The 24307-nt window shown below is 60.9% G+C and carries 24 protein-coding genes and 1 tRNA gene; 12 read left to right on the top strand and 13 right to left on the bottom strand.

The window, feature by feature from the left end; translation table 11 throughout:
• Positions 1 to 72 precede the first annotated feature (72 nt).
• A tRNA-Ile gene (locus RLW41_RS21220) sits at positions 73 to 148 on the bottom strand.
• A 97-nt stretch (positions 149 to 245) separates the two neighbouring features.
• Positions 246 to 1013: a hypothetical protein gene (locus tag RLW41_RS21215; RefSeq protein ID WP_414462766.1), complete on the bottom strand. Its 768-nt coding sequence runs from the start codon at positions 1011 to 1013 to the stop codon at positions 246 to 248.
• 211 nt (positions 1014 to 1224) lie between these two features.
• Between RLW41_RS21215 and RLW41_RS21210 the strand changes: the two genes are divergently transcribed.
• Positions 1225 to 1953 (top strand): SIMPL domain-containing protein, encoded by a 729-nt coding sequence (locus RLW41_RS21210; protein ID WP_414462765.1) that lies wholly within the window; start codon positions 1225 to 1227, stop codon positions 1951 to 1953.
• Positions 1954 to 2000: 47 nt separating this feature from the next.
• On the opposite strand, the gene RLW41_RS21205 is transcribed toward RLW41_RS21210, so the two are convergent.
• From RLW41_RS21205 to RLW41_RS21195, 3 genes are read right to left on the bottom strand one after another with little or no spacing between them, the layout of a single operon-like run.
• Positions 2001 to 2906 (bottom strand): carbon-nitrogen hydrolase family protein, encoded by a 906-nt coding sequence (locus tag RLW41_RS21205; RefSeq protein WP_414462764.1) that lies wholly within the window; start codon positions 2904 to 2906, stop codon positions 2001 to 2003.
• Positions 2906 to 3514, bottom strand: coding sequence for a GNAT family N-acetyltransferase (locus RLW41_RS21200; RefSeq protein WP_409559979.1), 609 nt, complete (start codon positions 3512 to 3514; stop codon positions 2906 to 2908). Before RLW41_RS21200 ends, RLW41_RS21205 begins: the two co-directional genes overlap by 1 nt.
• Before the next feature lie 14 nt (positions 3515 to 3528).
• A complete protein-coding gene (locus RLW41_RS21195; RefSeq protein WP_409559978.1) occupies positions 3529 to 3963 on the bottom strand; it encodes a ketosteroid isomerase-related protein in 435 nt (144 codons plus the stop codon).
• Between the two features lie 132 nt (positions 3964 to 4095).
• Between RLW41_RS21195 and RLW41_RS21190 the strand changes: the two genes are divergently transcribed.
• Positions 4096 to 4716: a TIGR02466 family protein gene (locus tag RLW41_RS21190; RefSeq protein WP_414462763.1), complete on the top strand. Its 621-nt coding sequence runs from the start codon at positions 4096 to 4098 to the stop codon at positions 4714 to 4716.
• 6 nt (positions 4717 to 4722) lie between these two features.
• On the opposite strand, the gene RLW41_RS21185 is transcribed toward RLW41_RS21190, so the two are convergent.
• Positions 4723 to 5298: a carboxymuconolactone decarboxylase family protein gene (locus RLW41_RS21185; protein WP_414462762.1), complete on the bottom strand. Its 576-nt coding sequence runs from the start codon at positions 5296 to 5298 to the stop codon at positions 4723 to 4725.
• Between the two features lie 87 nt (positions 5299 to 5385).
• Entirely contained in the window at positions 5386 to 5805 is a 420-nt protein-coding gene (locus RLW41_RS21180) for a secondary thiamine-phosphate synthase enzyme YjbQ (RefSeq protein WP_414462761.1), read from the bottom strand.
• A gap of 37 nt (positions 5806 to 5842) precedes the next feature.
• On the opposite strand from RLW41_RS21180, the gene greA (RLW41_RS21175) reads away from it, so the two are divergent.
• Positions 5843 to 6301: a transcription elongation factor GreA gene (gene greA / locus RLW41_RS21175; protein ID WP_414462760.1), complete on the top strand. Its 459-nt coding sequence runs from the start codon at positions 5843 to 5845 to the stop codon at positions 6299 to 6301.
• A gap of 10 nt (positions 6302 to 6311) precedes the next feature.
• Here greA (RLW41_RS21175) and RLW41_RS21170 read toward each other — a convergent pair whose 3' ends face one another.
• The 4 genes from RLW41_RS21170 to RLW41_RS21155 all read right to left on the bottom strand — a co-directional run bounded on the left by RLW41_RS21170 (position 6312) and on the right by RLW41_RS21155 (position 11865).
• Positions 6312 to 6806 (bottom strand): VOC family protein, encoded by a 495-nt coding sequence (locus RLW41_RS21170; RefSeq protein ID WP_013947764.1) that lies wholly within the window; start codon positions 6804 to 6806, stop codon positions 6312 to 6314.
• Positions 6807 to 7106: 300 nt separating this feature from the next.
• Positions 7107 to 9086 carry an RNA polymerase sigma factor RpoD gene (rpoD, locus tag RLW41_RS21165; RefSeq protein WP_414462759.1) on the bottom strand — a complete coding sequence of 660 codons (1980 nt, stop codon included), beginning with the start codon at positions 9084 to 9086 and terminating at the stop codon, positions 7107 to 7109.
• Positions 9087 to 9197: 111 nt separating this feature from the next.
• Positions 9198 to 11192 (bottom strand): DNA primase, encoded by a 1995-nt coding sequence (dnaG, locus tag RLW41_RS21160; RefSeq protein ID WP_414462758.1) that lies wholly within the window; start codon positions 11190 to 11192, stop codon positions 9198 to 9200.
• A gap of 235 nt (positions 11193 to 11427) precedes the next feature.
• The gene (locus RLW41_RS21155) at positions 11428 to 11865 is read right to left on the bottom strand and encodes a GatB/YqeY domain-containing protein (protein WP_414462757.1); all 438 of its coding nucleotides are present in this window, start codon (positions 11863 to 11865) and stop codon (positions 11428 to 11430) included.
• Positions 11866 to 12039: 174 nt separating this feature from the next.
• On the opposite strand from RLW41_RS21155, the gene carA reads away from it, so the two are divergent.
• The 7 genes from carA to greA (RLW41_RS21120) all read left to right on the top strand — a co-directional run bounded on the left by carA (position 12040) and on the right by greA (RLW41_RS21120) (position 21182).
• Entirely contained in the window at positions 12040 to 13239 is a 1200-nt protein-coding gene (gene carA / locus RLW41_RS21150; protein ID WP_414462756.1) for a glutamine-hydrolyzing carbamoyl-phosphate synthase small subunit, read from the top strand.
• A 23-nt stretch (positions 13240 to 13262) separates the two neighbouring features.
• On the top strand, positions 13263 to 14306 hold the full coding sequence (locus RLW41_RS21145; protein ID WP_414462755.1) for a ChaN family lipoprotein: 1044 nt from the start codon (positions 13263 to 13265) through the stop codon (positions 14304 to 14306).
• A gap of 116 nt (positions 14307 to 14422) precedes the next feature.
• Positions 14423 to 15052, top strand: coding sequence for a hypothetical protein (locus tag RLW41_RS21140; RefSeq protein ID WP_414462754.1), 630 nt, complete (start codon positions 14423 to 14425; stop codon positions 15050 to 15052).
• Positions 15053 to 15085: 33 nt separating this feature from the next.
• Positions 15086 to 15787 (top strand): hypothetical protein, encoded by a 702-nt coding sequence (locus RLW41_RS21135; RefSeq protein WP_013947757.1) that lies wholly within the window; start codon positions 15086 to 15088, stop codon positions 15785 to 15787.
• Between the two features lie 120 nt (positions 15788 to 15907).
• Positions 15908 to 17131, top strand: coding sequence for an MFS transporter (locus RLW41_RS21130; protein ID WP_414462753.1), 1224 nt, complete (start codon positions 15908 to 15910; stop codon positions 17129 to 17131).
• 152 nt (positions 17132 to 17283) lie between these two features.
• Complete coding sequence (gene carB / locus RLW41_RS21125; RefSeq protein ID WP_409559967.1) at positions 17284 to 20559, top strand: carbamoyl-phosphate synthase large subunit; 3276 nt, start codon at positions 17284 to 17286, stop codon at positions 20557 to 20559.
• Positions 20560 to 20693: 134 nt separating this feature from the next.
• The gene (gene greA / locus RLW41_RS21120; RefSeq protein WP_409559966.1) at positions 20694 to 21182 is read left to right on the top strand and encodes a transcription elongation factor GreA; all 489 of its coding nucleotides are present in this window, start codon (positions 20694 to 20696) and stop codon (positions 21180 to 21182) included.
• Between the two features lie 24 nt (positions 21183 to 21206).
• On the opposite strand, the gene RLW41_RS21115 is transcribed toward greA (RLW41_RS21120), so the two are convergent.
• Both RLW41_RS21115 and RLW41_RS21110 read right to left on the bottom strand, forming a co-directional pair.
• Positions 21207 to 21770: a hypothetical protein gene (locus RLW41_RS21115; protein ID WP_409559965.1), complete on the bottom strand. Its 564-nt coding sequence runs from the start codon at positions 21768 to 21770 to the stop codon at positions 21207 to 21209.
• A gap of 27 nt (positions 21771 to 21797) precedes the next feature.
• A complete protein-coding gene (locus RLW41_RS21110; protein WP_013947752.1) occupies positions 21798 to 22286 on the bottom strand; it encodes an Lrp/AsnC family transcriptional regulator in 489 nt (162 codons plus the stop codon).
• 116 nt (positions 22287 to 22402) lie between these two features.
• Here RLW41_RS21110 and RLW41_RS21105 point away from each other — a divergent pair, with 116 nt between their 5' ends.
• Both RLW41_RS21105 and RLW41_RS21100 read left to right on the top strand, forming a co-directional pair.
• Positions 22403 to 23452 carry a mitochondrial fission ELM1 family protein gene (locus RLW41_RS21105; protein ID WP_414462752.1) on the top strand — a complete coding sequence of 350 codons (1050 nt, stop codon included), beginning with the start codon at positions 22403 to 22405 and terminating at the stop codon, positions 23450 to 23452.
• Between the two features lie 22 nt (positions 23453 to 23474).
• Positions 23475 to 24224 (top strand): CPBP family intramembrane glutamic endopeptidase, encoded by a 750-nt coding sequence (locus tag RLW41_RS21100; RefSeq protein WP_414462751.1) that lies wholly within the window; start codon positions 23475 to 23477, stop codon positions 24222 to 24224.
• Positions 24225 to 24307: the final 83 nt, after the last annotated feature.

The following is a 24307-nucleotide window of genomic DNA, read 5'->3' as shown; positions in this document are numbered from 1 at the left end:
AAATAATGCCAATGTTTGCTGGGAAAATCAATGGACGTGGTGAACGTCAGGGAACGTCAGCGGACGTCTATTTGGTGGGCCCGCCAGGACTCGAACCTGGAACCAGACGGTTATGAGCCGTCAGCTCTAACCATTGAGCTACGGGCCCACGCGGTGCTTCTCATACCAGATGTTTGCCGGGCGGACAGCCTCAACGACGATTTTGTGTCAGGCATTCTGTCGCCGCTCGGCAAGCGCTAGCAAGGCTATTTCGTCCGGTTCCGCGCGCCCCGTTTGCCGTAGCGTTCATCGTACGTCTGCCCCGTCGCGATCCGGTAGGCCGTGTTCCGCCCCGCCCGGAAATAGCGCTGCACCCCCCGCCGCAATGTCCAGGCCGGACGCGTCTGATCGTGAATGCTGTCGTGCACGACGACGGCGTCGGTCGGCGCGTCATGCAACTCAATTCCGGCATACTTGAGCGGGAGCGTGCCGACGGCATAGCGTTCGGGGCTGTCGCCCATCACCTCGATCAGGATTGCTTCCGCGGAGTCTCCCTTGCCTGCGTACTGGGTTCCGGCCTCCCAGGCGGCAATGAACGCATCTGCGCCGGCCGTGGGGCGAAGCAGCAGCACGCGCGTCGTCGGCTTCAAGGCGCGCCGCGTTGTGCCAAGCGCCGTGCCCTTTGTCCGCATGGCAAGATCGCCGGGCGATTGCAGGATGCCGCTAATGTCGCCGCGCACGGTGCAATCGACGTCCATGAAAATTAGCGGCCGGTCCGGATAGTCGCGGCGTGCATCCGCCATGACCGTCGGCTTCTGTCGCGTCTGCGAATACCAACTGTCGCCGAGAACAGGGCGCGCGTAGAGATGGTGCGAGATGCGATGCTGGATAAGATTTTTCGAGAATGCAGCCGCCGCCGGTTCGTAATTCGGCGTGAAAAAACCAATGACCACGAAATCCGCACCGAACGATTGGCGAATATCGTTTCCATGGTTTCTGCTGTCACTGTCTGCGCGCGGCTTCGTATCGACCATTCTGACCGTCTCGGTATCCTTGGGAAGCCATGACGCCGCCCGGTCCGGCCCCAATAGCTGCAAATGCTATAGCAGGAGATCCGGGCGTCGCAAGGCGGCGAGCCCCGCTTTGCAACGGCCCGCGACGTGTCATTCATCCGAACGACAGTATTTCGCCCTCATTTGTCCTCGAAGCGACTATAGCCAGCGGGGAAAACTGGCGGAGACACCCATGCTTAGCGCTTTGCGTCCTCGAGATATTGTTTTGGCTCTCGCAATTGGCGGCGTAGCAGCGCTGCTGATGTTCTCGCCCGCCATGGCGCGCGCGGAGGATAGACCATTGGAACGGACAATTACCGTCTCGGCGACAGGCACGGCCGAGGCCGAGCCCGATCGCGCGCGCATCACGTCCGGCGTTTCGACGGAAGCCGAGACCGCGCGTGACGCGTTAACGAAGAACAGCGAGACGATGACGAAGATCATCGACGAGCTGAAAGGCAAAGGCATCGATCCGAAAGATATCCAGACGGCTTCGTTCAACGTCGAGCCGGTGATGGACTATAAAGAGGGCCAGCCGCCGAAGGTGCGCGGCTATCGCGTCAGCAATCAGGTGATCGTTCTGGTTCGCAAGCTCGATCAGCTCGGCGAGATCCTCGACAATGTCGTGAGCGCAGGCGCCAACCAGATTCAGGGCCTCGCCTTCGAGGTGTCGAAAGAAGATACTCTGAAGGACGACGCGCGCAAGGAAGCCGTCGCCAACGCGCTGCGCCGTGCCAAGCTGCTCGCCGCGGCTGCGGGTGCCGAAGTCGGCGACGTGATCCAGATTTCGGAAGAGACGTCGTCGAACGGCCCGGTGATGTATGCGCCGCGGCTCGCAAAAGCTACCGCGTCCTCGGTGCCCATCGAAGCCGGTACCAGCACGCTCGAAGCGCGCGTGACGATTACCTGGGCATTGAAGTAAGAAATCGGCTTCCGGCCCGCTCCTCGGAAAGGAGTCGGAAGCCGAAACTAAATCAACTTTACGACGTCGACGTCGACCTTCGGCGTCGGAGCGCCGGGCTGAACCGACCAATCGCCGAAATTGTGCATCTCGGCCGAAACGCGCAAATGCGTAAGCCGCGCTATGTCGATCTCGGCGACGACCCACTCGGCCGCGTTGAGCGTGCCTTGCGCAAGCACGCCCGTATCGGAAATGCCATGCTCGGACGGCACGTAAATGCCCGCTGCACCGGCATTGAAGTCGACAGCCGGAGACCACGGCGCATCGCCGACGGTTGGGCTCTGCACGGCCGCAATGGTGTTTTCGAGTGCACGCGCCATCGAGCCGGTGCGCACCCGGTGATAGCCCGAGACTCGCTCGGTGCATGATGGGACGAGCAGCACTTGTGCGCCAGCTTCCGCCATTGCGCGAGAGATCAGCGGGAATTCGCTATCGTAGCAGATCGCGATGCCGAACGTGCCGATCGACGTCTCGAACACGCGGACCGTCTTGCCCGCCGTCACGCCCCAGTTCTTTTCGAACGGCGTCATGACGAGCTTTTCCTGCACGCCGACCGAACCCTTTGGCGTGACGAGCTGCGCCGAGTTGACGAACAATCCGTCTGCGGTCTTCTCAGGTCCCGAGCCGACGAGGATATGCACCTTGTACTTCTTCGCGAGATCGACGTGAAACTGAACGCGCGCGTCCTTGATCTCGGCAACCTTGGCAAGCGTCGCCTGCAGGTCGCTATAGACCTCCGGACCGAAGCACGCCGCCTGCTCGATCGCCGCGTACTCCGGAAAGACCAGAAGCTCTGCGCCCGTCGCTGCGCCATTCTTCACCCAAAGCGCAATCTTCTCTTCCCATTCGGCAAGCGTCTTCGGCTGGCCGATCGGGTACTGAGAGCTTGCAACTTTGAGTGTCTTCTTGGTCATCAGAGTTTCTTCATCCAGAATTGCATGTCGTGGGTCGTTTCGGCGGTCTGGTCGATATCCTGCCAGTCGTAGGTGGCGACGATGCCGTCGACCGGCTCATAGCCGCGCTTTCTCCAGAACGGATCAAGTGGGGCGTAATCCGCTGGTTTCAACGGATGGTCGTCAGGCCGAACGACGCGGCAGAACGACGAGTATTCAAAGCCGCCGAGCTTCTTCGCCTGCGCCTCGCGTCCGTCGAAGAATGCATGGCCGAGGCCGTGGCCGCGATGGCTTTTGAGCAGCACGCTCTCGCCGCAATAGAAGATCTTGGAGATGTCGTAGCCCGCTTTCTTGAACGGCTCGCCGAACTCGTCGGCATGCTCGATCATCGGCGCGCCGGTCGAAGCGCCCACCATCTGATCTCCGTCATAGGCGCAGACGACGACCGCGCCCTTCGCCTTGGCGAACTTTTCAAGATACTTCTGCTCGTATTCGAGCGTGCCTTCGTAGAGATAAGGCCAGTCCCGAAAGACGATCATGCGCAGGCGGCTGAGATCGGGCAGGACCGGAAGGATATCCGCTCCTGTCACCGATTTGACCTCGAGCTTCTTCTTTTCGTCAGCGGCCATTCGCTCTCTAATCCTTAGCCTGCGACCTGTGCGATCCAGTCGGTCAGATTGTAATAGGTGGTGACGCGCGCAATCTTGCCGTCGCGGATGGCGAAGAACGTGCCGGCCGGGAGAACATACTTCTGGCCGACTGCGTCGGGCAGACCTTCTTCCGTATTCTTGTAAACGCCGTGCACGTTGAATTCGGCCGAAGCGCGCAAGCCGTCCTTCGACACCATGACGACGATGTCTTTCAGCTCTTCCTTGTAGTTGTGCGTCATGCGCGCATTGAAGGCCCGGAACTTCTCGATGCCCTGACGGCGCTCGCCCTGGTTGACGTCGTGAATGACGTCGTCGGTCAGAAATTCGAGCATCGCGTCGGTGTCGCCGCGGTTGAAGGCCTCGTAATAGTCGCGGATGAGGGCGGCGGTTGCGACGCGGGCTGCAGATTCAGCGGACGTTTCGGACATCGGTCTTTCTCCGGTAGGCTTTTCGATTCGATCTGCCGGGGGTCTTAGCAGGTCGGGTCCCGGCCTTCCATGCGCAAGGATGCTGCGGTAAACGCGACATTTCACCTACCATCTCGAAGCCGGAAAGAGGCCATGGCGCGCATTCAAGAGCTTTTCGTTACCCACGTTTACCGTGAGGAGCTTCAGCGCGGCGCGACATCCGCGCTCATGGCCGAGCTTCTGGATGCCGCACACGAAATCGCTGCCGCCGACCGGGCGGGGCAGGGATGGTCGAAAGCCAATGATTATCCTGGATATACATCCTATGCCTCGCTCAACGACCTCCCCGATCGGCATCCGGCCTTTGCCGATCTCGTCGCGGTGCTGGATCGCCAGGTCGCGGCCTTTGGCCGGACGCTGGAATTTGACCTCGATGGCCGCCGCCTCGTGCTCGACAGCCTCTGGATCAACGTCCTGAAGCCCGGCGGCTATCACACGGCACACATTCACCCGCATTCGGTCATCAGCGGCACGCTCTATCTCGCGGTGCCGAAGGACGCGAGCGCCATCAAATACGAAGATCCGCGGCTGGCGATGCTGATGGCCGCCCCGCCGAAGAAGCCCTCGGCGAAGGACAAGAACAGGACGTTCGTCTCAGTCGCGCCCGCGCCGGGTACGCTGCTGCTCTGGGAAAGCTGGCTTCGCCATGAAGTACCGGTCAATCACGCCAAAGCCGAGCGCGTGTCTGTGAGCTTCAATTACCGATTGGATTGAGGACGCTCAATCCGCGGTCCCGTCGTCAGGCAACGGCACGTCGAAGCCATTGAGGATGACCGATACGGCACAATAAAGCCCGACGAGATAAATGAATTCCGCCGCTCCATCCTCACCGAACGCGCCGACGGCGCGGTTATATGTCAACGCCGGAAGCGTGCTCCCCGTCACGAGGCTCGACGCCAGATCATAGGCGACAGCTTCCTCTTCCGTCAGATCGTTCGGCCGGTTTCCCGCAATTATGGTCGTGATTTTTTCGTCGGGAAGCCCGCGCAGTTCCGCGATAAGCACATGCGCGTAGAGTTCATACGCCGCGTGAAACTCCGTGCCGGTGACGAGAATGGCGATCTCGCGCACCTGCCGCGGTAGCTTCGGCGATGCCGACATCGCCTTGGTATACTCCCACACCGCGCTGCCGAACTGCGGAAAGCGCAGCCACGGGTTCCATGGCCCGATAAGCTGGCCGGTCTCGTTGATCGCGGTGAAACCTTTGAAGTTGTTCTGGATGCCGTTCTTCATGTCGGCATAGAGCGTTTTCTGCTCGGGCGTCAGCGTATCCAGCGGGATCAGAGGCAGGCGCATCGCGGCACTCCTTTGGAGGAAGGGGAGGGGGGCAGTCTCGGCACCGTTAAGCTAGAGATGTTTCAGGCTGATGCCAAAGCGCAGACGTTAATCGCCGATCACATGCACGATGACATGTCGGTCGTGCGGATGCGCGCGATGCTCAAAAAGGTAAATGCCTTGCCACGTCCCGAGCATCAGCCGCCCGTTGGCGATCGGGATCGTCAGCGTCGTCTGCGTCAGCGCACTCTTGACATGCGCCGGCATGTCGTCGGCGCCTTCCGAACGGTGAACGAAGTGCGGATCGCCGTCCGGTACGAGGCGCTTGAAGAAGGCAATGAGATCGCGCTGCACGTCCGGATCGGCGTTCTCCTGGATCAGCAGCGACGCCGACGTGTGGCGGCAGAAAATGTGCGCCAGTCCCACCTCGATCTCCGCGTCGCTGACGATCTGCACCACGTCGAGCGTAAACTCGGACAGACCCTGTCCACGGGTGTTAAGGGTCAATGTTTGCTGGTATTGCCGCATTCTGGTACCGGCCTCGAAAAATGCTTATATTGGTTTGATGAGCAGAGCATTTGTCAGAGAATCCGATGCCGTCGAAGAGCTTCCCGAGAAGCTCGTGTCCGAGCATCGCAACCTCGTCACCCCGGAAGGCTTAGCGCTGATCCAGGCTGAGGTCGAACGCCTTCAGGATGAGTTGGCCGAGGGGCAACGCTCCGGAGATCGTGACGCCATCCAGCGGACGTCACGCGATCTGCGCTATTGGAACCAACGTCTGACGACGGCGGAAGTCCAGGCCGCACCCGCGAACGCCTCCATCGTTTCGTTCGGCTCGACCGTCACGCTTGAGCGCGACGACGGCCGCGTGCAGAAATTCCGCATTGTCGGCGAGGACGAATCCGATCCCGCCAAAGGCAAGATCTCTTACGTTTCTCCGCTCGCCCAGGCGCTGATGGAAAAAGCCGTTGGCGACACCGTCGCGGCCGGCGCGGGCGAGGCCGAGATCATCAAGATCGAGTAGTGCGATCCGCTCAGGACGCGTGGTCGGACGACGGCATGAATTTCTTCATCGCCTCTTTGATTTCGCGCTCGCTCATATCGCGTTTGTGCGTCGCGACCGACCACTTGTGCCCGAACGGATCTTCGATGATGCCGTAGCGGTCGCCCCAGAACATGTCTTCGACCGGCATGCGCAGAATCGCACCGGCCTTCACGGCACGCTCGACGAACGCATCGACGTCGGCGACGTAGAGGTGAATGGTGACCGGGCTGCCGCCAAGCGTGATCGGCGAGGATGATCCCCATTCCGGCAACTCGTCGACCAGCATGAAGCGGGCGTTACCGACGCGAACGGCAGCATGCATCAGCTTCCCGTTGGCACCCACCAGCCGCATTTCTTCTTCGGCGCCGAATGCCTTTTTGTAGAAGTCGATCGCGTCAGCCGCCCCCGCGCAGACGAGATGGGGGGTGATCGCTTGGCAATTTTCGCTTCGGATGCCGCCGGCATTCTCCTGAACTTGGGACACGGTTTCCTCCAATTCTTATGGGGCTGCCGTACAGCTCAAATCCGGGAAAAGCTGAGGTTTTTGACCTCGCCGCAGCCGATTTTCCCGGCTGTTCAGTCTCAATAACAATGACGGCGACTTAAAGAAGGGACAAGACCTCTGTTTTCGCTAGTCGCGAACGAAGTTCAGCATAGGCAGCAAATGCCCGAAAGTTCGATAAACTATTGGAAAAACATTCGAACGCGTGACGGCGTTCCGGTGCCCCGTGGAGAGTGCTCAAAACGAGAAAGGGCCGCTTTCGCGGCCCTTTGAAATTCTGGATCAGTTATCCAGGAAGCTTCTGAGCTTCCGAGACCGGCTCGGATGTTTCAGCTTCCGTAGCGCCTTGGCTTCGATCTGGCGAATACGTTCGCGCGTGACCGAGAACTGCTGGCCGACTTCTTCGAGCGTATGGTCCGTGTTCATGCCGATGCCGAAGCGCATGCGCAGCACGCGTTCTTCGCGCGGCGTGAGAGACGCGAGCACGCGCGTGGTCGTATCGCGCAGGTTCGACTGGATCGCCGCTTCGATCGGCAGCACCGCGTTGCGGTCTTCGATGAAATCGCCGAGGTGCGAATCTTCCTCGTCGCCGATCGGCGTTTCGAGCGAGATCGGCTCTTTCGCGATCTTCAGAACCTTGCGCACCTTTTCGAGCGGCATCGCGAGCTTTTCCGCCAGCTCTTCCGGCGTCGGCTCGCGACCGATTTCGTGCAGCATCTGGCGCGAGGTGCGGACGATCTTGTTGATCGTCTCGATCATGTGCACCGGAATACGGATCGTGCGCGCCTGGTCGGCGATCGAACGCGTGATCGCCTGCCGGATCCACCATGTCGCGTAGGTCGAGAACTTGTAGCCGCGGCGGTATTCGAACTTATCGACCGCCTTCATCAGACCGATGTTGCCTTCCTGGATGAGATCGAGGAACTGCAGGCCGCGGTTGGTGTATTTCTTCGCAATCGAGATGACGAGACGAAGGTTGGCTTCGACCATTTCCTTCTTGGCCTGACGGGCCTCGCGCTCGCCCTTCTGCACCGCTTTCACGATGCGGCGGTATTCCGGAATTTCCAGACCCGTTTCGGTGGCGAGCTGATGGATCTCGGCGCGGATCTGTTCGACCTGGGCGCGTTCGACTTTGACGAACTGGCCCCACTTCTTGCCATTGTTGGCGACGCGGTCGAGCCACGTCTGGTCGAGTTCGTTGCCGTAATATTCGTCGATGAAGTGCTGGCGCGGCACGCCGTAGCTGTCGGCGAGGCGCATCAGGCGGCCTTCGAGACCGATGAGACGCTTATTGATCGCGTAAAGCTGCTCGACGAGGCTTTCGATACGGTTGTTGTTGAGCGACAGCGATTTCACGTCGACGATGATCTCGTCGCGAAGCTTCTCGTAAGCTTTCTGCTGCTGGCGCGAACCCTGCTCACCGACGAGCTGCTGTTCGAGCTTTTTGTCCTGCTGCTTGCGCAGTTTTTTATAGGTGCCTGCGATCTGATCGAAGGTTTCGAGAACCTTCGGCTTGAGTTCGGCTTCCATCGCCGCGAGCGACATGGCGTTCTCGAACTCGTCGTCGTCATCGCTTTCGCCCGACTGCGATTCCTGTTCGCCCTCGGATTCCTCGCCTTCGCCGGACATCGCCGGCACTTCTTTGGCTTCCGGCCCTTCATAGGTTGCTTCGAGATCGATGATATCGCGAAGCAAAATCTTGCCGTCGTTGAGTTCGTCGCGCCAGATGATGATGGCCTGGAACGTCAGCGGGCTTTCGCAAAGACCGGCGATCATCGCTTCGCGGCCGGCCTCGATGCGCTTCGCGATGGCGATTTCGCCTTCGCGCGACAACAGCTCGACCGAACCCATCTCGCGCAGATACATACGCACCGGATCATCGGTACGCTCTGCCGGTTCGGCTTTGCCTTCCGACTTCGTCAGCGCGGAGGAGCTCTGCGTGACGAGCGAACGGCCTTCTTCCTCGTCAACGAGGTCCTCGCCGCCTTCTTCCTTCTCTTCGCCTTCCTCGTTCTCGACGACAGTGATGCCCATGTCGGAGAGGGTGGCGTAGAGATCCTCGATCTGGTCGGATGAAACTTCCTCCGACGGCAGCACCGAGTTGAGCTGATCGAGCGTAACGTAGCCCTTAGCCTTCGCCGACTTTAGAAGACGCTTGACCGCCTGGTCGGAAAGATCGAGGAGGGGGCTGTCGCGTTCTGGTGCATCGGCTGCCTGATCTTTGTCTTCTGTCTTCTGGACTGCCTGCTGGGCGCGTGCCATTTTCGTTCCTTGTCGTCTGCGCCGCTTCCGCACGGAAACGGCTCAATCCTGATTTAGGCTCCGGACCGCTGCCTGCCGCAGCGCGCCGAAGCCGGAATGCGAAATACGCGCCTATACAGCGCGCTTTACCTCAGAAGCGTCGTCGTCGGGTTGCTCGAACTCTTCGTCCATTTGATCCATCGCCGCCTCGCGGGCGATCTGGCGTTTGATGTCGAGAAGGCGCATCTCGGCCTCTTCTGTGCAATCCCGATACCAAGCCTCCTCAGCTGCTTTCAGCGCAACGCCGAGCGCAGCCTGTCGCTGATGCAACGCCAGAATATGGTGCCAGGCGGCTTCGACATCGGCGGCGGAGGCATCGGGCTCGGCAAAACGGTCGCTGGCGTGCGTAATCGTTTGCGCGACGAGGTCCACCACCTTTGCAACCCCCGATTTGCTCAATTGGGTGCGTAAAGTTGCGCTGTCAAGTGAATTTTGGCGTGCATGAACCCCTAAAATTTCGTCGCGAAGCACCGAAAGCGCTGGTGCGGCAAACTCGATCGCCGCAATCGCCTCGGAATACTCATCAATCAACCACGGATGGTTAAGAAGGGTTTTCATGATCAGAGCTTCGCGCGGAGATATGCTCTGAAAATGGCTAGTGAGCTCGGGGCTGGCAAGGGGCAGGGTGCTGACTGCGTCACGCCGGCTTGCAAAGCGCCGCTCGCTGGATGCCCCCCCGAGCCGAGTGCGGTCGCGCTGGCGCCAGTCGGGTGCCGCGACAGGCCGCGCGTAGGACCCTTGGCCCTTGCCACCGTCAAAGCGTCCCGCCGAAACTGCGCCGCCGCGCATGGGCGAGCGTTGACGCCCAAGCTGATACAACCTGTCGCGAAGCTCCCGCGCGTAATGGTTGCGGACCGCCGCATCCTGGATGGAGTTGGTCAGCGCCCCAAGCCGGGCTTCCAAGGCCGCACGCTGCTCGGGCGTCGTCGTCGGCTGGGCGTTAAGTTCCCGTTCCCACAGCACGTCGATCAGCGGTCGTGTTTTTTCCAGAACCTCCGACATGGCGGCCGCGCCCTGCTGGCGGATCAGATCGTCGGGGTCGAGACCATTCGGCAGAAAGGCAAAGGCCACGCTGTGACCAGGTTTGACCCAGGGCAGGGCGACCTCCACGGCGCGGTTAGCAGCCTTCTGCCCGGCGCTGTCGCCGTCAAAGCAAAGGATCGGTTCTGGTGCAATACGCCACAGAAGTTTCAACTGATCTTCCGTCAACGCCGTTCCCAGCGGTGCAACGCTTTCGCCGAAACCGGCCTCGCTAAGCGTCACGACGTCCATATAGCCTTCAACGACGATGACACGGTTCTTATCGTGCCCCGCCGACCGGGCGCGGGCAGCGTTGAACAGGATATGCCCCTTATGAAAAAGGGGCGTCTCGGGCGAATTGAGGTACTTGGCCGGGGCGTCCTTATCGAGCGCCCGGCCGCCGAACGCGATGACGCGCCCTTTGAGATCAAGGATTGGGAACATCACCCGGTTGCGGAACCGGTCATAAGGCTCGGGAATATCGGCCCCGGCGATCAACATTCCGGCCGTCGCCATGTCGGCGGCGGAAAAGCCTTTGCCTTTGAGAAACGCGCTCAGCGCCGTCCGCGAATTCGGAGCGAAGCCGAGCCGGAAGCTTTGGATCGTCTCGGCGGCCAGTCCGCGCTTTTCGAGATAGCGGCGCGCTTCACTGCCGGGACCTGCACGTAGCGAAGTCTCGAAGAATTCCGCCGACGCTTCGAGCAGCCGGTAAAGGCGTTCGCGCTGGTCTTCCTGCTCGATGTTGCGCTCGGGCTGCTTTGGCATCGGCACGCCCGCTTCCGCAGCGAGGCGCTCAACCGCTTCGGGAAATTCCAGCCCCTCCGTCTTCATTACGAAGGTGAAGATGTCGCCGTGCTCGCCCGACGCGAAGCAATGATAGAAACCCTTCTGGTCGTTGACGAAGAAGGACGGGCTTTTCTCTGCCTTGAACGGCGACAGCCCGCGGAATTCCCGGCCCGCTTTCTTCAGCGCAACTTTCCGGCCGACCACCTGGCTGACCGACAGCCGGGACCGGATTTCATCCAGAAAGTTTGGACTGAAGCGCATGCGCGTAATAAGGCCTCAGGAGAGCGACGGACTGCGCCGTACCATCTTGCGAAGGCCCGCAGCGGACTGATCAATAGGTGATTCGCTCAGAAGCCCGGCTATTCAACGCCTTGTTGCGTAAAGCCATACCCGCTTTCCACAGTGCCTACGCATTAGGCATTCCCGTCGCAGGTGTCGTCATCCTCGAGCTTGGCCCGAGGATGACAGGATATGTATGTCTTTTTCTAGCCGGCGATCAGCCTAGCGCCGCCTTGACTGCCGCGCTGGCCTTCTGAAAATCCATTTGCCCGGCGTACTTGGCTTTGAGCACGCCCATCACCTTGCCCATGTCCTTGGGCGACGCCGCACCCGTTTCCTTGATGGCCTCGGCAATGGCCGCAGTGACGGCAGCATCGTCCATCTGCTTCGGCAGGTACGCTTCAATAATGTCGATCTCGGCCTGCTCTGTCGCAGCCAGCTCCGGACGGCCACCGCTCGTATACTGAGCGATTGAATCCCGCCGCTGCTTCACCATCTTGGTCATGACCGCAAGGATCGCCGCGTCGTCGAGGTCTTTCTTCGCTTCGATTTCAGCGGATTGAATGGCCGCGTTGATGAGCCTGAGGGTGCCCACCTTCTGTTTTTCGCCGGCTTTCATGGCCGTTTTGATGTCTGCGTTGATCTTCGCGCGCATGGGTAGGTCTCCTTGAGGTCGAAGGGCTGGTTTACGGTCTGCGCGCAGGCCGGGGCAAGCCTTTAACAAAGCACGGACTTTCTTGCCGTGTCCGGAATTGACGTTGTAAAGCTGTTCCCCTAGGTTCCGCCGCGACGAGCGACCCGCGCTTGCAATTCCTTGAATGGACGACAGATGACCGCACCTGAACCCTGGACAGAAGTGCCTCTAACCGCGCGCCTTGTGCTTGATGACGGAACCGTCATCGCCGGACGCGGCCTTGGCGCTACGGGTACGGCCGTCGGCGAGGTCTGCTTTAATACGGCTATCACCGGTTACCAGGAAATCCTGACCGATCCGAGCTACGCCGGTCAGATCATCACCTTCACCTTTCCTCACATCGGCAACGTCGGCGCCAATCCGGAAGATACCGAGACGTCGAACCTGGCATCGCGCTCGGGCGTCCGCGGCAGCATCCTCCGCGCCGACATCACCGACCCGTCGAACTACCGCGCCGCTGAAAATCTCGATGCCTGGCTGAAGACCCGCGGCATCGTCGCAATCGCTGGTGTCGATACCCGCGCCTTGACCGCACGCATCCGTGAGCGCGGCATGCCGAACGGCGTCATCGCGCATCATCCCGACGGCAAGTTCGATATCGAAGCACTGAAGGCCGAGGCCAAGTCCTGGCACGGTCTGTTGGGGCTTGACCTCGTCCCGGAAGTGACGAGCGGCCAGAGTTATTCCTGGGACGAGCAGCGCTGGGTCTGGAACAAGGGCTACCCGCGCAACGAAAACCCCGAGTTCCATGTCGTCGCTGTCGACTATGGCTTGAAGCGAAACATTCTGCGCTGCCTCGCATCCGCCGGCTGCAAGGTCACCGTCGTTCCCGCGAAGGAAAAGGCCGAGGACATCCTGGCACGCAATCCTGACGGCGTCTTTCTGTCGAATGGTCCTGGCGATCCTGCGGCGACTGGCGAATACGCCGTGCCGGAAATCAAGAAGCTCGTCGACAGCGGCAAGCCGGTGTTCGGCATTTGCCTCGGACATCAGATGCTGGGCCTCGCGCTGGGCGCGACGACAAAGAAGATGCATCAGGGCCATCACGGTGCCAACCACCCCGTGAAGGACTTCACGACCAACAAGGTCGAGATCGTGTCGATGAACCACGGCTTCGCCGTCGATCGCGACAGCCTGCCCGATGGTGTCATTGAAACGCACATTTCTCTGTTTGACGGTTCGAACTGCGGCTTGGCCCTTGAAGGCCGTCCCGTGTTCTCCGTCCAACACCATCCCGAGGCATCGCCCGGACCGCAGGACAGCCACTATCTCTTCACGCGCTTCGTCAACATGATGCGCGAGCAGAAGGGGCTGCCGACGAGCCGCGAACGCTGAGGGGCTCGCTCCCTGGGAAAGTAATGCACGTCGTCCATCGTCTTATCGCTGCGGCCCTGCTGTTGATCGGCTGGGCCGCCGACGCGAACGCCTGTTCGTCAGCCGAACGCGGTCCCTTTTTGAAAGAGATCGCGCTGACATCGAAGTCATGCGCCCATCCGCTCTGCGGGCAAATCTACGCCACCGCCCGACCGGAGGCAGAAGATCCCAAAACGCCGTGTCCGGACGATCAATGGCAACGTCTCGATGCGGCCGTGACGGCTGCGCTCTCGGCCGGCGGCGTCCTGATCCTCGGCGAGATGCATGACAACGCCACACACCATCTCTTGCAGGCGGCAGCCATTCGTGAGTTTGCGCTGTCGGAGCCTTCGAACGAAACCGCGATCGTATTCGAGCAGCTTCGTGACGATCAGCAACCCGGCATTGACAAATTTACCGCCAAGCAGCGCAGCGGCGGGAAAGTAACCGTCGCCGACTTCAAGCTCGCCGTAGCCTGGCAGAAGTCGAACTGGCCGGACCTCTACGATCCGCTGTTCGAAACCGTGATCGCCGCCAAGAGACCGTTCTATGCAGGCGACGTGTCGCGCGCCGAAATCATGAAGGCGGCGAAAGACGGGGCAGGGGCGCTCCCGGCCGACGCTAGCAAGCGCCTTGCGCTCGACATCCCGCTGGGTGCGAAGTTCGACGCCGCGTCCATCAAGGAAATCGAGGACGCCCACTGCGGCGCGTTGCCGAAGGAAGCGTTCGACGGCATGGCGTTCGCGCAGCGGTATCGCGACGCGCATCTGGCCGATGCTGTCTTGAAAGCCTCGCAGCAGCACGGCTCCGCCATTCTAATCGCCGGAACGGGTCACGCCCGGACTGATCGCGCCGTGCCGTGGTATATCCGCAAACGGACGCCGGAGAAGAAAGTCGTGTCGGTGATGTTCGTCGAGGTCGAGACGGACAACACCGATCCAGAGACGTATGTGCCCCGCGATCCCGATGGCCTGCCGGCAGCGGACTTCATCGTCTTCACACAACCGGCCGAGCGCGGCGATCCGTGCGAGAAAATGCGCAAGAAATAGCCGGAACGCGCCGCTGCTCATTTTTATGGCGCACACTCATCAACCTTGCTGAACTTTAAGGTCGCGTCTGCGGCAAATTTGCTTATAACCCAGGGAAAAAATCTGGGAGGAATTTGATGCGCCTTTTCTTTGTCGCCGTCGCGGCACTCGCGGTTGCGACCCCGGCAGCCGCCGCCGGAACGGATTGCTCGGCTGACGTTCTTACCGCCATCAGGAAGCAGCTATCGTTGAAAGCTTTCCGGGTCGAATTTTCGCAGGAAACCGCCGAGGGCGAGGCCCACATGCGGATCGACTACATGCCGCCGCTGCGGATGCTCCAGACCGTGACGTCGCCTGCCATGCCGGGTGAGCAGCAGACGATGCTGGTCGACAACCGGGCATTCTCGGGTTCGGGTGGCAGCTTCGAGGAACTGCAGCCGCAGTTCACCCAGTCGATCGTCGCCGAAGTGGCGGAAGCTTTGGCGCGGCCGAGCAAGCTCGAAGGTTACGACTGCATCGGCACGGTGAAGTACGAGAACCAGGACCTTGTCGGCTACCGCTTCGAGGACAAGACGCATCCGCAAACGGATCGCGCGAAGATCATGACGCGCACGATCTACGTCGATCCAAAGACCGGGCTGCCGGCTTATAATGTCATCGCCACCCTGGCCGAAAACGCCAAGCCGCTGCGCGAGGTCAAATATTCGTATCCGACAGACATCAACATCGTTGCGCCTCAAAACGCGCCGGTGCAAAAGCTCCGTTAACGCCGCTTATCCGGCTTCGTTTGGGATATTTCCATGCGCCGCAGTGCATTTGCTCTTATTTTAGTTGCCGTTTTCGCGGGTGACGCGGCGGCGCAAGTCCCGCCGACGGCGCCTGCAAAGCCGAACGCCAATCCATGTCGCGACGAAGTTTCGGCCGCGCTCCAGAAGCTGCGCAAATCATCGTGGTTCCGTATGGACACCCAGATGATCACGGAGAACGGTCCGACGTCGATGCAGGTCGATTACGTCCTGCCTGACCGGATGCGTCAGACAGTGACCGACAAGCTCACCAACAAGACCACGCAACTCATCCTGGTTGGTGACCACGCCTGGGCGGACCAAGGAAGCGGTTGGCGGCCGGTACCGCAACAGATTGCAGCGCAGCTCCGCGAGCAGATGGACGACACCGTCGTCAGACAGCAGACCGACGTCGGCGATTACTCCTGCAAAGGCCGCGCGCAGATCGATGGCCGCGATGTGCTCTCCTACAAGCTCGAAAGCGAGCCGGAGAAAGGTTCAAGCTCGCCGCAGAACCAAGCCTTCCGTATGTTCTACGTCGACGCGCTGACGGGTCTGCCGGCAAGCAATGCGCTGCTTGCGCCGGGCCACGAAGACAAGCCGATCTTCAAGACGACCTATTCGTTCCCGATCGACATGAAAATCGAGCCGCCGAAGGATGCTTTGCCGGACAAGGCACCAGAGCCTGCGACACCGGCGCCTGCTGAAGGCAAGTAGCGGTATTTTCCGCGCTTTTCAGAACGATGTGCACGCCCATGCGTGGCCGGATGGCTGCCATGCCGGCGTGCGCGATGTGTTTCGCGTGCTCCGGCGTTAGAAGCCCGACCGGAGATTCCCATGACCGTCATCGATTCATCCCGCGCCGCGCTTCGCGCGCCGGTCGCCAGCGCCTCTCTCGCTGTCCTGCTCGCCGTGAGCTTCAGTCATATGCTCAACGACGTGATGCAGTCGCTGCTCGTCGCCATTTATCCGATGCTGAAAGCCACCTACCGGCTTGATTTCTGGCAGATCGGCCTGCTCACGATGGCGTTCCAGATCACAGGCTCGCTGCTGCAGCCGTTTATTGGTCATTTCACGGACAAACGCCCGGTTCCCTATTCGACCAGCGTCGGCATGGGCTCGACGTTTGCGGGTCTCATATTGCTCGCTTTCACAACCAGCTACCTCGGTTTGCTGATCGGCGCTGCGCTGGTGGGTGTCGGCTCGGCGATTTTCCATCCCGAGTCCTCGCGCATCGCCCGGCTCGCATCGGGCGGACGCCACGGCTTCGCTCAGTCGCTGTTTCAGCTCGGCGGCAACTTCGGCACCGCGATCGGCCCCTTGGCGGCGGCATTCATCGTCGTCCCGCGCGGACAGCCGAGCATCGCCTGGTTCGCAGCCATCGCGCTGGTCGCCATGGTGATTTTGTGGAAGGTCGGCGAATGGGCATCAAGCGCCGCGCCGAAGCGCAAGGGCGCATCGCTCGGCCCTGGCCTCATTCATTCCCGCGGCCGCACGGCCGTCGCGCTGGCGGTGCTCGCTGCACTGATGTTCTCGAAGAATATCTACACCGCGAGCTTTGCGAGCTTCTACACCTTCTATGCCATCCATCAGTTCGGCGTCTCCGTGCAGACGTCACAGCTCATGCTATTCGCGTTTCTGGGAGCGTCCGCCGTCGGCACGATCCTCGGCGGCGTGTTTGGCGACCGCTTCGGCCCGAAGATGGTGATGTGGTTCTCTATCCTGGGATCGCTGCCATTTTCTCTGGCGCTGCCCTACGCGGATCTCACCTGGACCGTGATTCTGTCAATCATCATCGGCCTGATCATGTCGTCGGCTTTTCCGGCCATCGTGGTGTTCGCGCAGGAGCTTATCCCCGGGCGAGTCGGCATGATCTCCGGCATTTTCTTCGGCGCAGCGTTCGGTATCGCAGGCATCGCCGCAGCGGTGCTTGGCCTTGTCGCGGACGCCAAAGGGGTCGGCTACGTCTACGAGATTTGCTCGTACCTGCCATTGCTCGGACTTTTGACCGTGTTCCTGCCCGGCGAACGGACGGAATATGACAAAGTAAAAACAGCTTAAATTGCTTTTGAGGCGAAGAACGTCGCAGCGCGGTATTTTCGGGGGTTCCCCCGGCACGATGCTTTGCCTATAAGGCCCCCTTAGCCCGTCGTTCCATCCACCCCTGAGCCGACCGCGTCACCACGCGAGCCTCGGCCAAATTTTTGCGCCGCATGCCAAAACGCACTGACATCAAATCCATTCTTATCATCGGCGCAGGCCCGATCGTCATCGGCCAGGCGTGCGAGTTCGACTATTCCGGCACGCAGGCCTGCAAGGCGCTGCGCGACGAGGGCTATCGGATCATCTTGGTCAACTCCAATCCGGCGACCATCATGACCGATCCGGACCTCGCTGATGCAACCTACATCGAGCCGATCACGCCCGAAGTCGTGGCCAAGATCATCGCCAAGGAAAAGCCCGACGCCATCTTGCCGACGATGGGTGGCCAGACCGCGCTCAACACCGCGCTGGCGCTGCACAAGCAAGGCATTCTGCATCGTTATGGCGTCGAGTTGATCGGTGCCAAGGCCGAGGCCATCGACAAGGCCGAGGACCGCAAGCTATTCCGCGAGGCGATGGAAGAGATCGGGCTCGAAACGCCGCGCTCGCGCCTAGTGCATAACCGCGACGAGGCGGCGTCGGCCATTGAGCACGTCGGCCTGCCGGCGATCATCCGTCCGTCGTTCACGCTCGGCGGTACGGGCGGCGGCATCGCCTACAATCGCGAAGAATATTTCGAGATTATCGACCGCGGCCTTGATGCCTCGCCGACGTCCCAGGTCCTCGTCGAGGAAAGCGTCATCGGCTGGAAAGAGTACGAGATGGAAGTCGTCCGCGACAAGGCGGACAACTGCATCATCATCTGCTCGATCGAAAACATCGACCCGATGGGCGTGCACACCGGCGACAGCATCACCGTCGCACCGGCACTGACGCTGACGGACAAAGAATACCAGATCATGCGCGACGCCTCGATTGCCGTCCTGCGCGAGATCGGCGTCGAGACGGGGGGCTCGAACGTTCAGTTCGCGGTCAATCCGGCCGACGGCCGTCTGATCGTCATCGAGATGAACCCGCGCGTGTCGCGCTCGTCCGCGTTGGCTTCGAAGGCGACGGGCTTCCCGATCGCGAAGGTCGCGGCGAAGCTCGCCGTCGGCTACACGCTCGACGAAATTCAGAACGAGATCACCGGCGGCGCGACGCCCGCGTCGTTCGAGCCGACGATTGATTACGTCGTCACGAAAATTCCCCGCTTCGCGTTCGAGAAATTCCTCGGTGCCGACACGACGCTGACCACGTCGATGAAGTCGGTCGGCGAAGCGATGGCCATCGGCCGGACGTTCGCCGAGAGCATGCAGAAAGCGCTGCGTTCGATGGAAACGGGCCTGACCGGCTTCGACGACATCCAGCTCGAAGGCCTGGGGCAGGGCGACGACAAGAACGTCGTCCGCGCCGCCGTCTCGCGCCCCACCTCCGATCGCATTCTGAAAGTCGCGCAGGCCTTCCGCGAAGGCTTCTCGCTCGACGAGATCCATCAGTATTGCAAGATCGACCCGTGGTTCCTCAGCCAGATCAAGGCGATTACCGACACCGAAGCGCGCATCATCGCGCACGGCCTACCGAAGACTGCGCCGCAACTGCGTGCGCTGAAGGCCCAAGGATTCTCCGATGCGCGCTTGGCGAAGCTCGGAAAGGTCAGCGAGACCGATGTCCGCAAGCTGCGCAAGGATCTGGGCGTCACGCCCGTATTCAAGCGCATTGATACGTGTGCTGCCGAATTTGCGTCGCCCACGGCCTATATGTATTCGACCTACGAAACCGGCCTCAGCGGCGATCCCGTATGCGAAGCCGATCCGAGCGCAAAGGATAAAGTCGTCATCCTTGGCGGAGGCCCGAACCGCATCGGCCAAGGTATCGAGTTCGACTACTGCTGCTGCCACGCCTGCTTCGCGCTGACGGCCGCTGGCTTCGAAACAATCATGGTCAACTGCAACCCCGAGACCGTTTCGACCGACTACGACACGTCCGACCGGCTGTTCTTCGAACCGCTGACCGCCGAAGACGTGCTCGAAATCATCCGCGTCGAAAGCCAAAAGGGCTCTCTAAAGGGCGTCATCGTGCAGTTCGGCGGCCAGACGCCGCTGAAGCTTGCCAGCGCGCTGGAAGAGGCAGGCGTTCCGATCCTCGGCACGTCGCCCGACGCCATCGATCTCGCCGAAGACCGCGACCGGTTCAAAGCGCTGATCGATAAGCTCAACCTCAAGCAGCCCAAGAGCGGCATCGCCAAGACGCCGGAAGCCGCCCGCGGCATTGCCGAAGAAATCGGCTATCCCGTCGTCATCCGTCCGTCCTACGTGCTCGGCGGCCGCGCGATGGAGATCGTGCACGACGGCGCCGAAGTCGACCGTTACGTCGCGCGCCTCTCCGCAACGCTCGACAGGCCGTCCGAACTCGTCGTTTCCGAAAAGCGCCCGTTGCTGATCGACAGCTATCTGACCGACGCTGTCGAAGTCGACGTCGACTGCTTGTCGGACGGCAAGGATACGTTCGTCGCCGGTATCATGGAGCATATCGAGGAAGCGGGCATTCACTCGGGCGACAGCGCCTGCTCGCTGCCACCGCACTCGCTCTCGACGACCATCGTCGCCGAGCTTGAACGCCAAGCCCGCGAGCTCGCTCTGGCGCTCCGCGTTGTGGGTCTGATGAACGTGCAGTTCGCCATCAAGGACGAACAGGTCTTTATTCTCGAGGTGAATCCGCGCGCGTCTCGCACGGTGCCGTTCGTTGCGAAAGTCATCGGCCTGCCGATCGCCTCGATCGCGGCCGAAGTCATGGCTGGCAAACCGCTCGCAGATTTCAACCTCGCGAAACCGACCTACACGCACATTGCGGTCAAAGAGGCGGTCTTCCCGTTCGCGCGTTTCCTCGGTGTGGATCCTATTTTGGGACCCGAGATGCGCTCGACAGGCGAAGTCATGGGCATCGACCACGACTTCGCGATGGCCTTCGGCAAGAGCCAGCTCGGCGCCGGGCAGAAACTCCCGTCCAAGGGCACGGTGTTCGTCTCGGTCAAAGAAAGCGATAAATCCCGCGTCGTGGCCCCGGTCCGGGAGCTGGCCGCCATGGGCTTCAAGGTCGTCGCGACCCGCGGAACCAAGCGCTTCCTGGAAGCGAACGGCATCCAGTGTGATGCCATCAACAAGGTTCTGGAAGGCCGTCCCCACATCGTGGACGCCATCAAAAATGGCGATATCAACCTCGTTTTTAATACAACCGAGGGTTCGAAAGCTCTGAGCGATAGCAAGGACATCCGGCGCACGGCCTTGCTTCACCACATCCCCTACTATACAACATTGGCGGGGGCGGTAGCGGTTACACGGGCTATCAAAGCACTGGCATCGGACACCCTGGACGTGGCTCCGTTGCAGGCTTTCGCGCATCGCTAAGCCGTTTGCCGACCAGACGGGGCACCCGAGATCGGCTGCCCCTTCATTGCTTTCCTAATTGCCAAGCTTACTGTTAGCGTGTGTCGGGGCCATCCCCGCAATTGATTGAGACGTTGAAGACGTTGGAGAAGATGATGGAACGGGTGCCGATGACGCTTGAGGGCTACAAGAGCCTTGAGGAGGAATTGCAGCGGCTGAAAGCCGTCGAGCGCCCGCGTATCATTGCGGCCATTTCGGAAGCCCGCGCACATGGCGATCTTTCCGAAAACGCGGAATACCACGCCGCCAAGGAGCAGCAGGGACTGAACGAAGCTCGCGTCGCCGAGATCGAAGATAAGATCAACCGTGCAGAGATTATCGACGTCACCAAGCTGTCGGGCGATACCGTCAAGTTCGGTGCGACCGTGACACTGGAAGACGAGGATTCCGGCGAGAAGGTCAGCTACATGATCGTCGGCGACACTGAAGCCAATCTGCGCGACCGCAAGATTTCCATCTCCTCGCCCATCGCCCGCGCGCTGATCGGCAAGTCGAAGGGCGAAAGCGTCGACGTCACCACGCCGAAGGGCGTCCGCACGTTTGAGATCCTGCAGGTGAAGTGGGGCTCAAGCCCGCCTGCCTGAAGCTAAGCAGACGTTCGAGGGCGGCTAGTCGTTGCCGCCTTCGAAAAACGCCGCGGCGTCCTGGCATTCCTCTTTTGACGGCACAAGGTCGAACGTCTTGTCGATGCCGTCCTTGCCGGACAGCTCGACTTCGGAATCGCCATCATCAACCGAAATGCCGTCGTCGCCGGTCACGAGTTTCAGACCGGTTTTCTGAGGGCTGAGCCGGAAAATGCCGCCGTCGCTTTCGAGATAGCATTCGAAATCGTCGTCGTTGGTTTGACAGTTTGCTCGCTGGCCGAACCAGTCTGATCCCGACGCCAGCATGACGGCGAACCCGAGCGTGAAGCGATCCGGCGTATTCGGCGTGCCGTCGGAGTTCGTCTTGGCAAGATCGATCTCGATCTTGCGCACGCGCTGCTGCGGATTAGCGTTCAGCGCCCTATCGTCGAACGTTTGGGCGAAGCAGGGGAGTCCGCCGAGCACATTGCCGAAATAAGTATTGAACAGTTCGTCAGACGTCGCTGCGACGGCAACTGAGGTGCTTGGAATTATCGAAAGGAGGACAGCTTTTGCCGTCCAAGACGTCCATTCAGAAAAGGTCCGCATCAACCCTCCAAAATACGCCGCGCCGGGTTACGTCCCCTCAGGCCCCGCGACGCTGATCGGAACGCCGGGTTCGCGCTTGGCACGCCGGATCGTAAGGTATGTCTTGACGCTTGCGACATTCGGCGCAGCCGTCAATTCTTCCAGCACGAAGTTCTGAAACCCCTGCAGATCGCGTGCGATGCATTTCAGTATAAAGTCGCTCTCGCCGGACAGCATGTAGGCTTCACGGACGAGGGGCCAGCCGAGAATGCGGTTCTCAAAGGCGTGAAGGTCCGCTTCGGCCTGATTGTGCAGTCGGACCATGGCGAAGGCCGTCAGCCCGTATCCGAGCCTAACTTCGTCCACCAACGCGGTATAACGTGTGATAAGCCCGGCTTCTTCGAGCGCCCGGACGCGGCGCAGGCAGGGCGGAGCTGAAAGACCGATGCGATTGGCAAGCGCAATGTTGGTGATGCGGCCGTCGGCTTGCAGCTCTCGCAAAATTCGCCAGTCTGTTTCGTCGAGTTCTAATGCCATGGACCGCGCCGTCGCAGGAAACGTTAGAGTAATATCAGGAATGGTCCCCAGCGCGCAAAGTTTCGCAAATTTCTTTAAATGCCGTTCCGGCATAAGCGCGATGGCGATGAGCGGGAATGGTAGTCGTGTCTGACCCAATCCAAGCCGATAGCGATCCCGCGGTGATTACCGGCCGATCCGCGTGGATTTTTTCGGACGGCAAGGCTGGCCACGAAGCTCAGTGTCAGGGCGTCGTTGAAGCGCTCGGCCTGAACGCCATCGTCAAGCACAGCAATCTTTCGGGCATATACAAGCTGGCGGCTCCGTGGGGACCGCTTCCGGCCGGGGAGCAAATGGGCGCGAGTGGCGGCCCGCTCGGTCCGCCGTGGCCAGCGTTCGCGTTTGCAACGGGCCGGACGACCATTCCCTACATCCGCGCGCTGCGGCTTCACGCCGGGCTGCAGACATACACCGTCATTCTGATGGACCCGAAGACCGGTCCGAATAGCGCCGATCTCATCTGGGTGCCGCAGCATGACCGCCGCCGCGGTCCGAACGTCGTCACGACGCTGACCTCGCCGCACCGCTTTTCTCCGGCTCGGCTCGAAGCGCTGAGGGCCAATATCCCGGCCGCGATCGCCGCGCTGCCGACGCCGCGGATTGCCTGCCTCATCGGCGGTCCGAACGGCGATTACCACTACACGGACGCTGACGAAGAGCGCCTCGTGGCTTCCCTCGGCGCGCTTATCGACAACGGCGCCGGTTTGATGCTGACCACCTCGCGGCGGACGCCGGAACGCTTGGCCAAGCGCCTTCAACAGACCATCGCCGGTAAACCCGCCATCTTCTGGAACGGGAACGGTCCCAACCCTTATCCGGACTTCCTCGCGCAAGCGGATGCTTTCGTCATCACCGCCGACAGCGTCAGCATGATCTGCGAGGCCGCCGCCACCGGCCGTCCGATCTTCCTGTTCTCACCGACGGGCGGCAGTCCGAAGTTCGACCGTTTCCATGCAGCCCTTGCGGCCTACGGAGCAACCCGGGCGCTGCCCGCTGCCGGCGGGCCATTATCGCCGTGGAGCTACAAGCCGCTTCACTCCGCTGACACGATCGCCGACGAAATTCGCAGGCGCTGGCAGAAGCGCGCCGCGATGCTGCCGGGGCTCGTCAACGCCACCCGATCCTAAGCCGTTCAGCGCGGGAGTTTGGATGACAGCCTCTTTCTCAACAAAAGACGTCATCGGAGCCACCGGCGGGATAACAGCGGCCGGAACTGTCGATGATGGCGCCGCCATTCCGCCGCTCTCCGACGCGCGTCGATTGCAGCTGTGGCTGGAATTCGGGCTCATCTACATCGGCCTACCGCTGCTGATGCGCATCGCCGTGTTCGATTACCGTGTGCCGCTGTTCTATGCGCTCCCGCCCGTGCTAGCCGGTTTCGTCGCGTTTCTCTATTTCGACAAAAGCTACAGCCTGAAACAGGAACTGGCACGCTGGCCCGATCGCGCCACGCTTCTTTCGATCTTCCTGATCTTCGCAATTGGAAGTCTCATTGTGGCCGGGCTCGTCGCGGCGATCATGCCCGACAGGTTGTTCTCCCTCGCAGCTGAGCGCCCAGGCCTTTGGCTGAAGATCATGGTGCTTTATCCGTTCACGTCGGTCTTAGCGCAGGAGTTCGCGTATCGCGTCTTCTTCTTTCATCGCTACGGCGCGCTGTTCAACTCACGCTGGACGCTCATTCTCGCAAACGCATTGGCGTTCGGCTTCGGCCATATCCTGTTCCGCAACTGGATCGCCGTCGGCGGAACGTTCGTCGTCGGATTGCTGCTGGCGTGGCGCTACGAACGCACGCGCTCGTTCTGGGCCGTCTATATCGAGCACGTCCTGTGGGGCTGGCTTGTTTTTACGATCGGCCTCGGCGTCTACTTCTTCACCGGCGTGAAGAACCCGGCGTGGTGACAATGTGCTGGCGGCCGGCTCCCCGTAGGGGAGTCGCCAGCACAAAATCAAAAGTGTGCTGGCGGCCGGCTCCCCCTAGGGGA

Source organism: Hyphomicrobium sp. DY-1 (genome assembly GCF_047497105.1).
Lineage (GTDB): Bacteria > Pseudomonadota > Alphaproteobacteria > Rhizobiales > Hyphomicrobiaceae > Hyphomicrobium_B.
The sequence above is the reverse complement of the archived record's forward strand: the minus strand, read 5'-3'. Positions and strand labels throughout refer to the sequence as shown.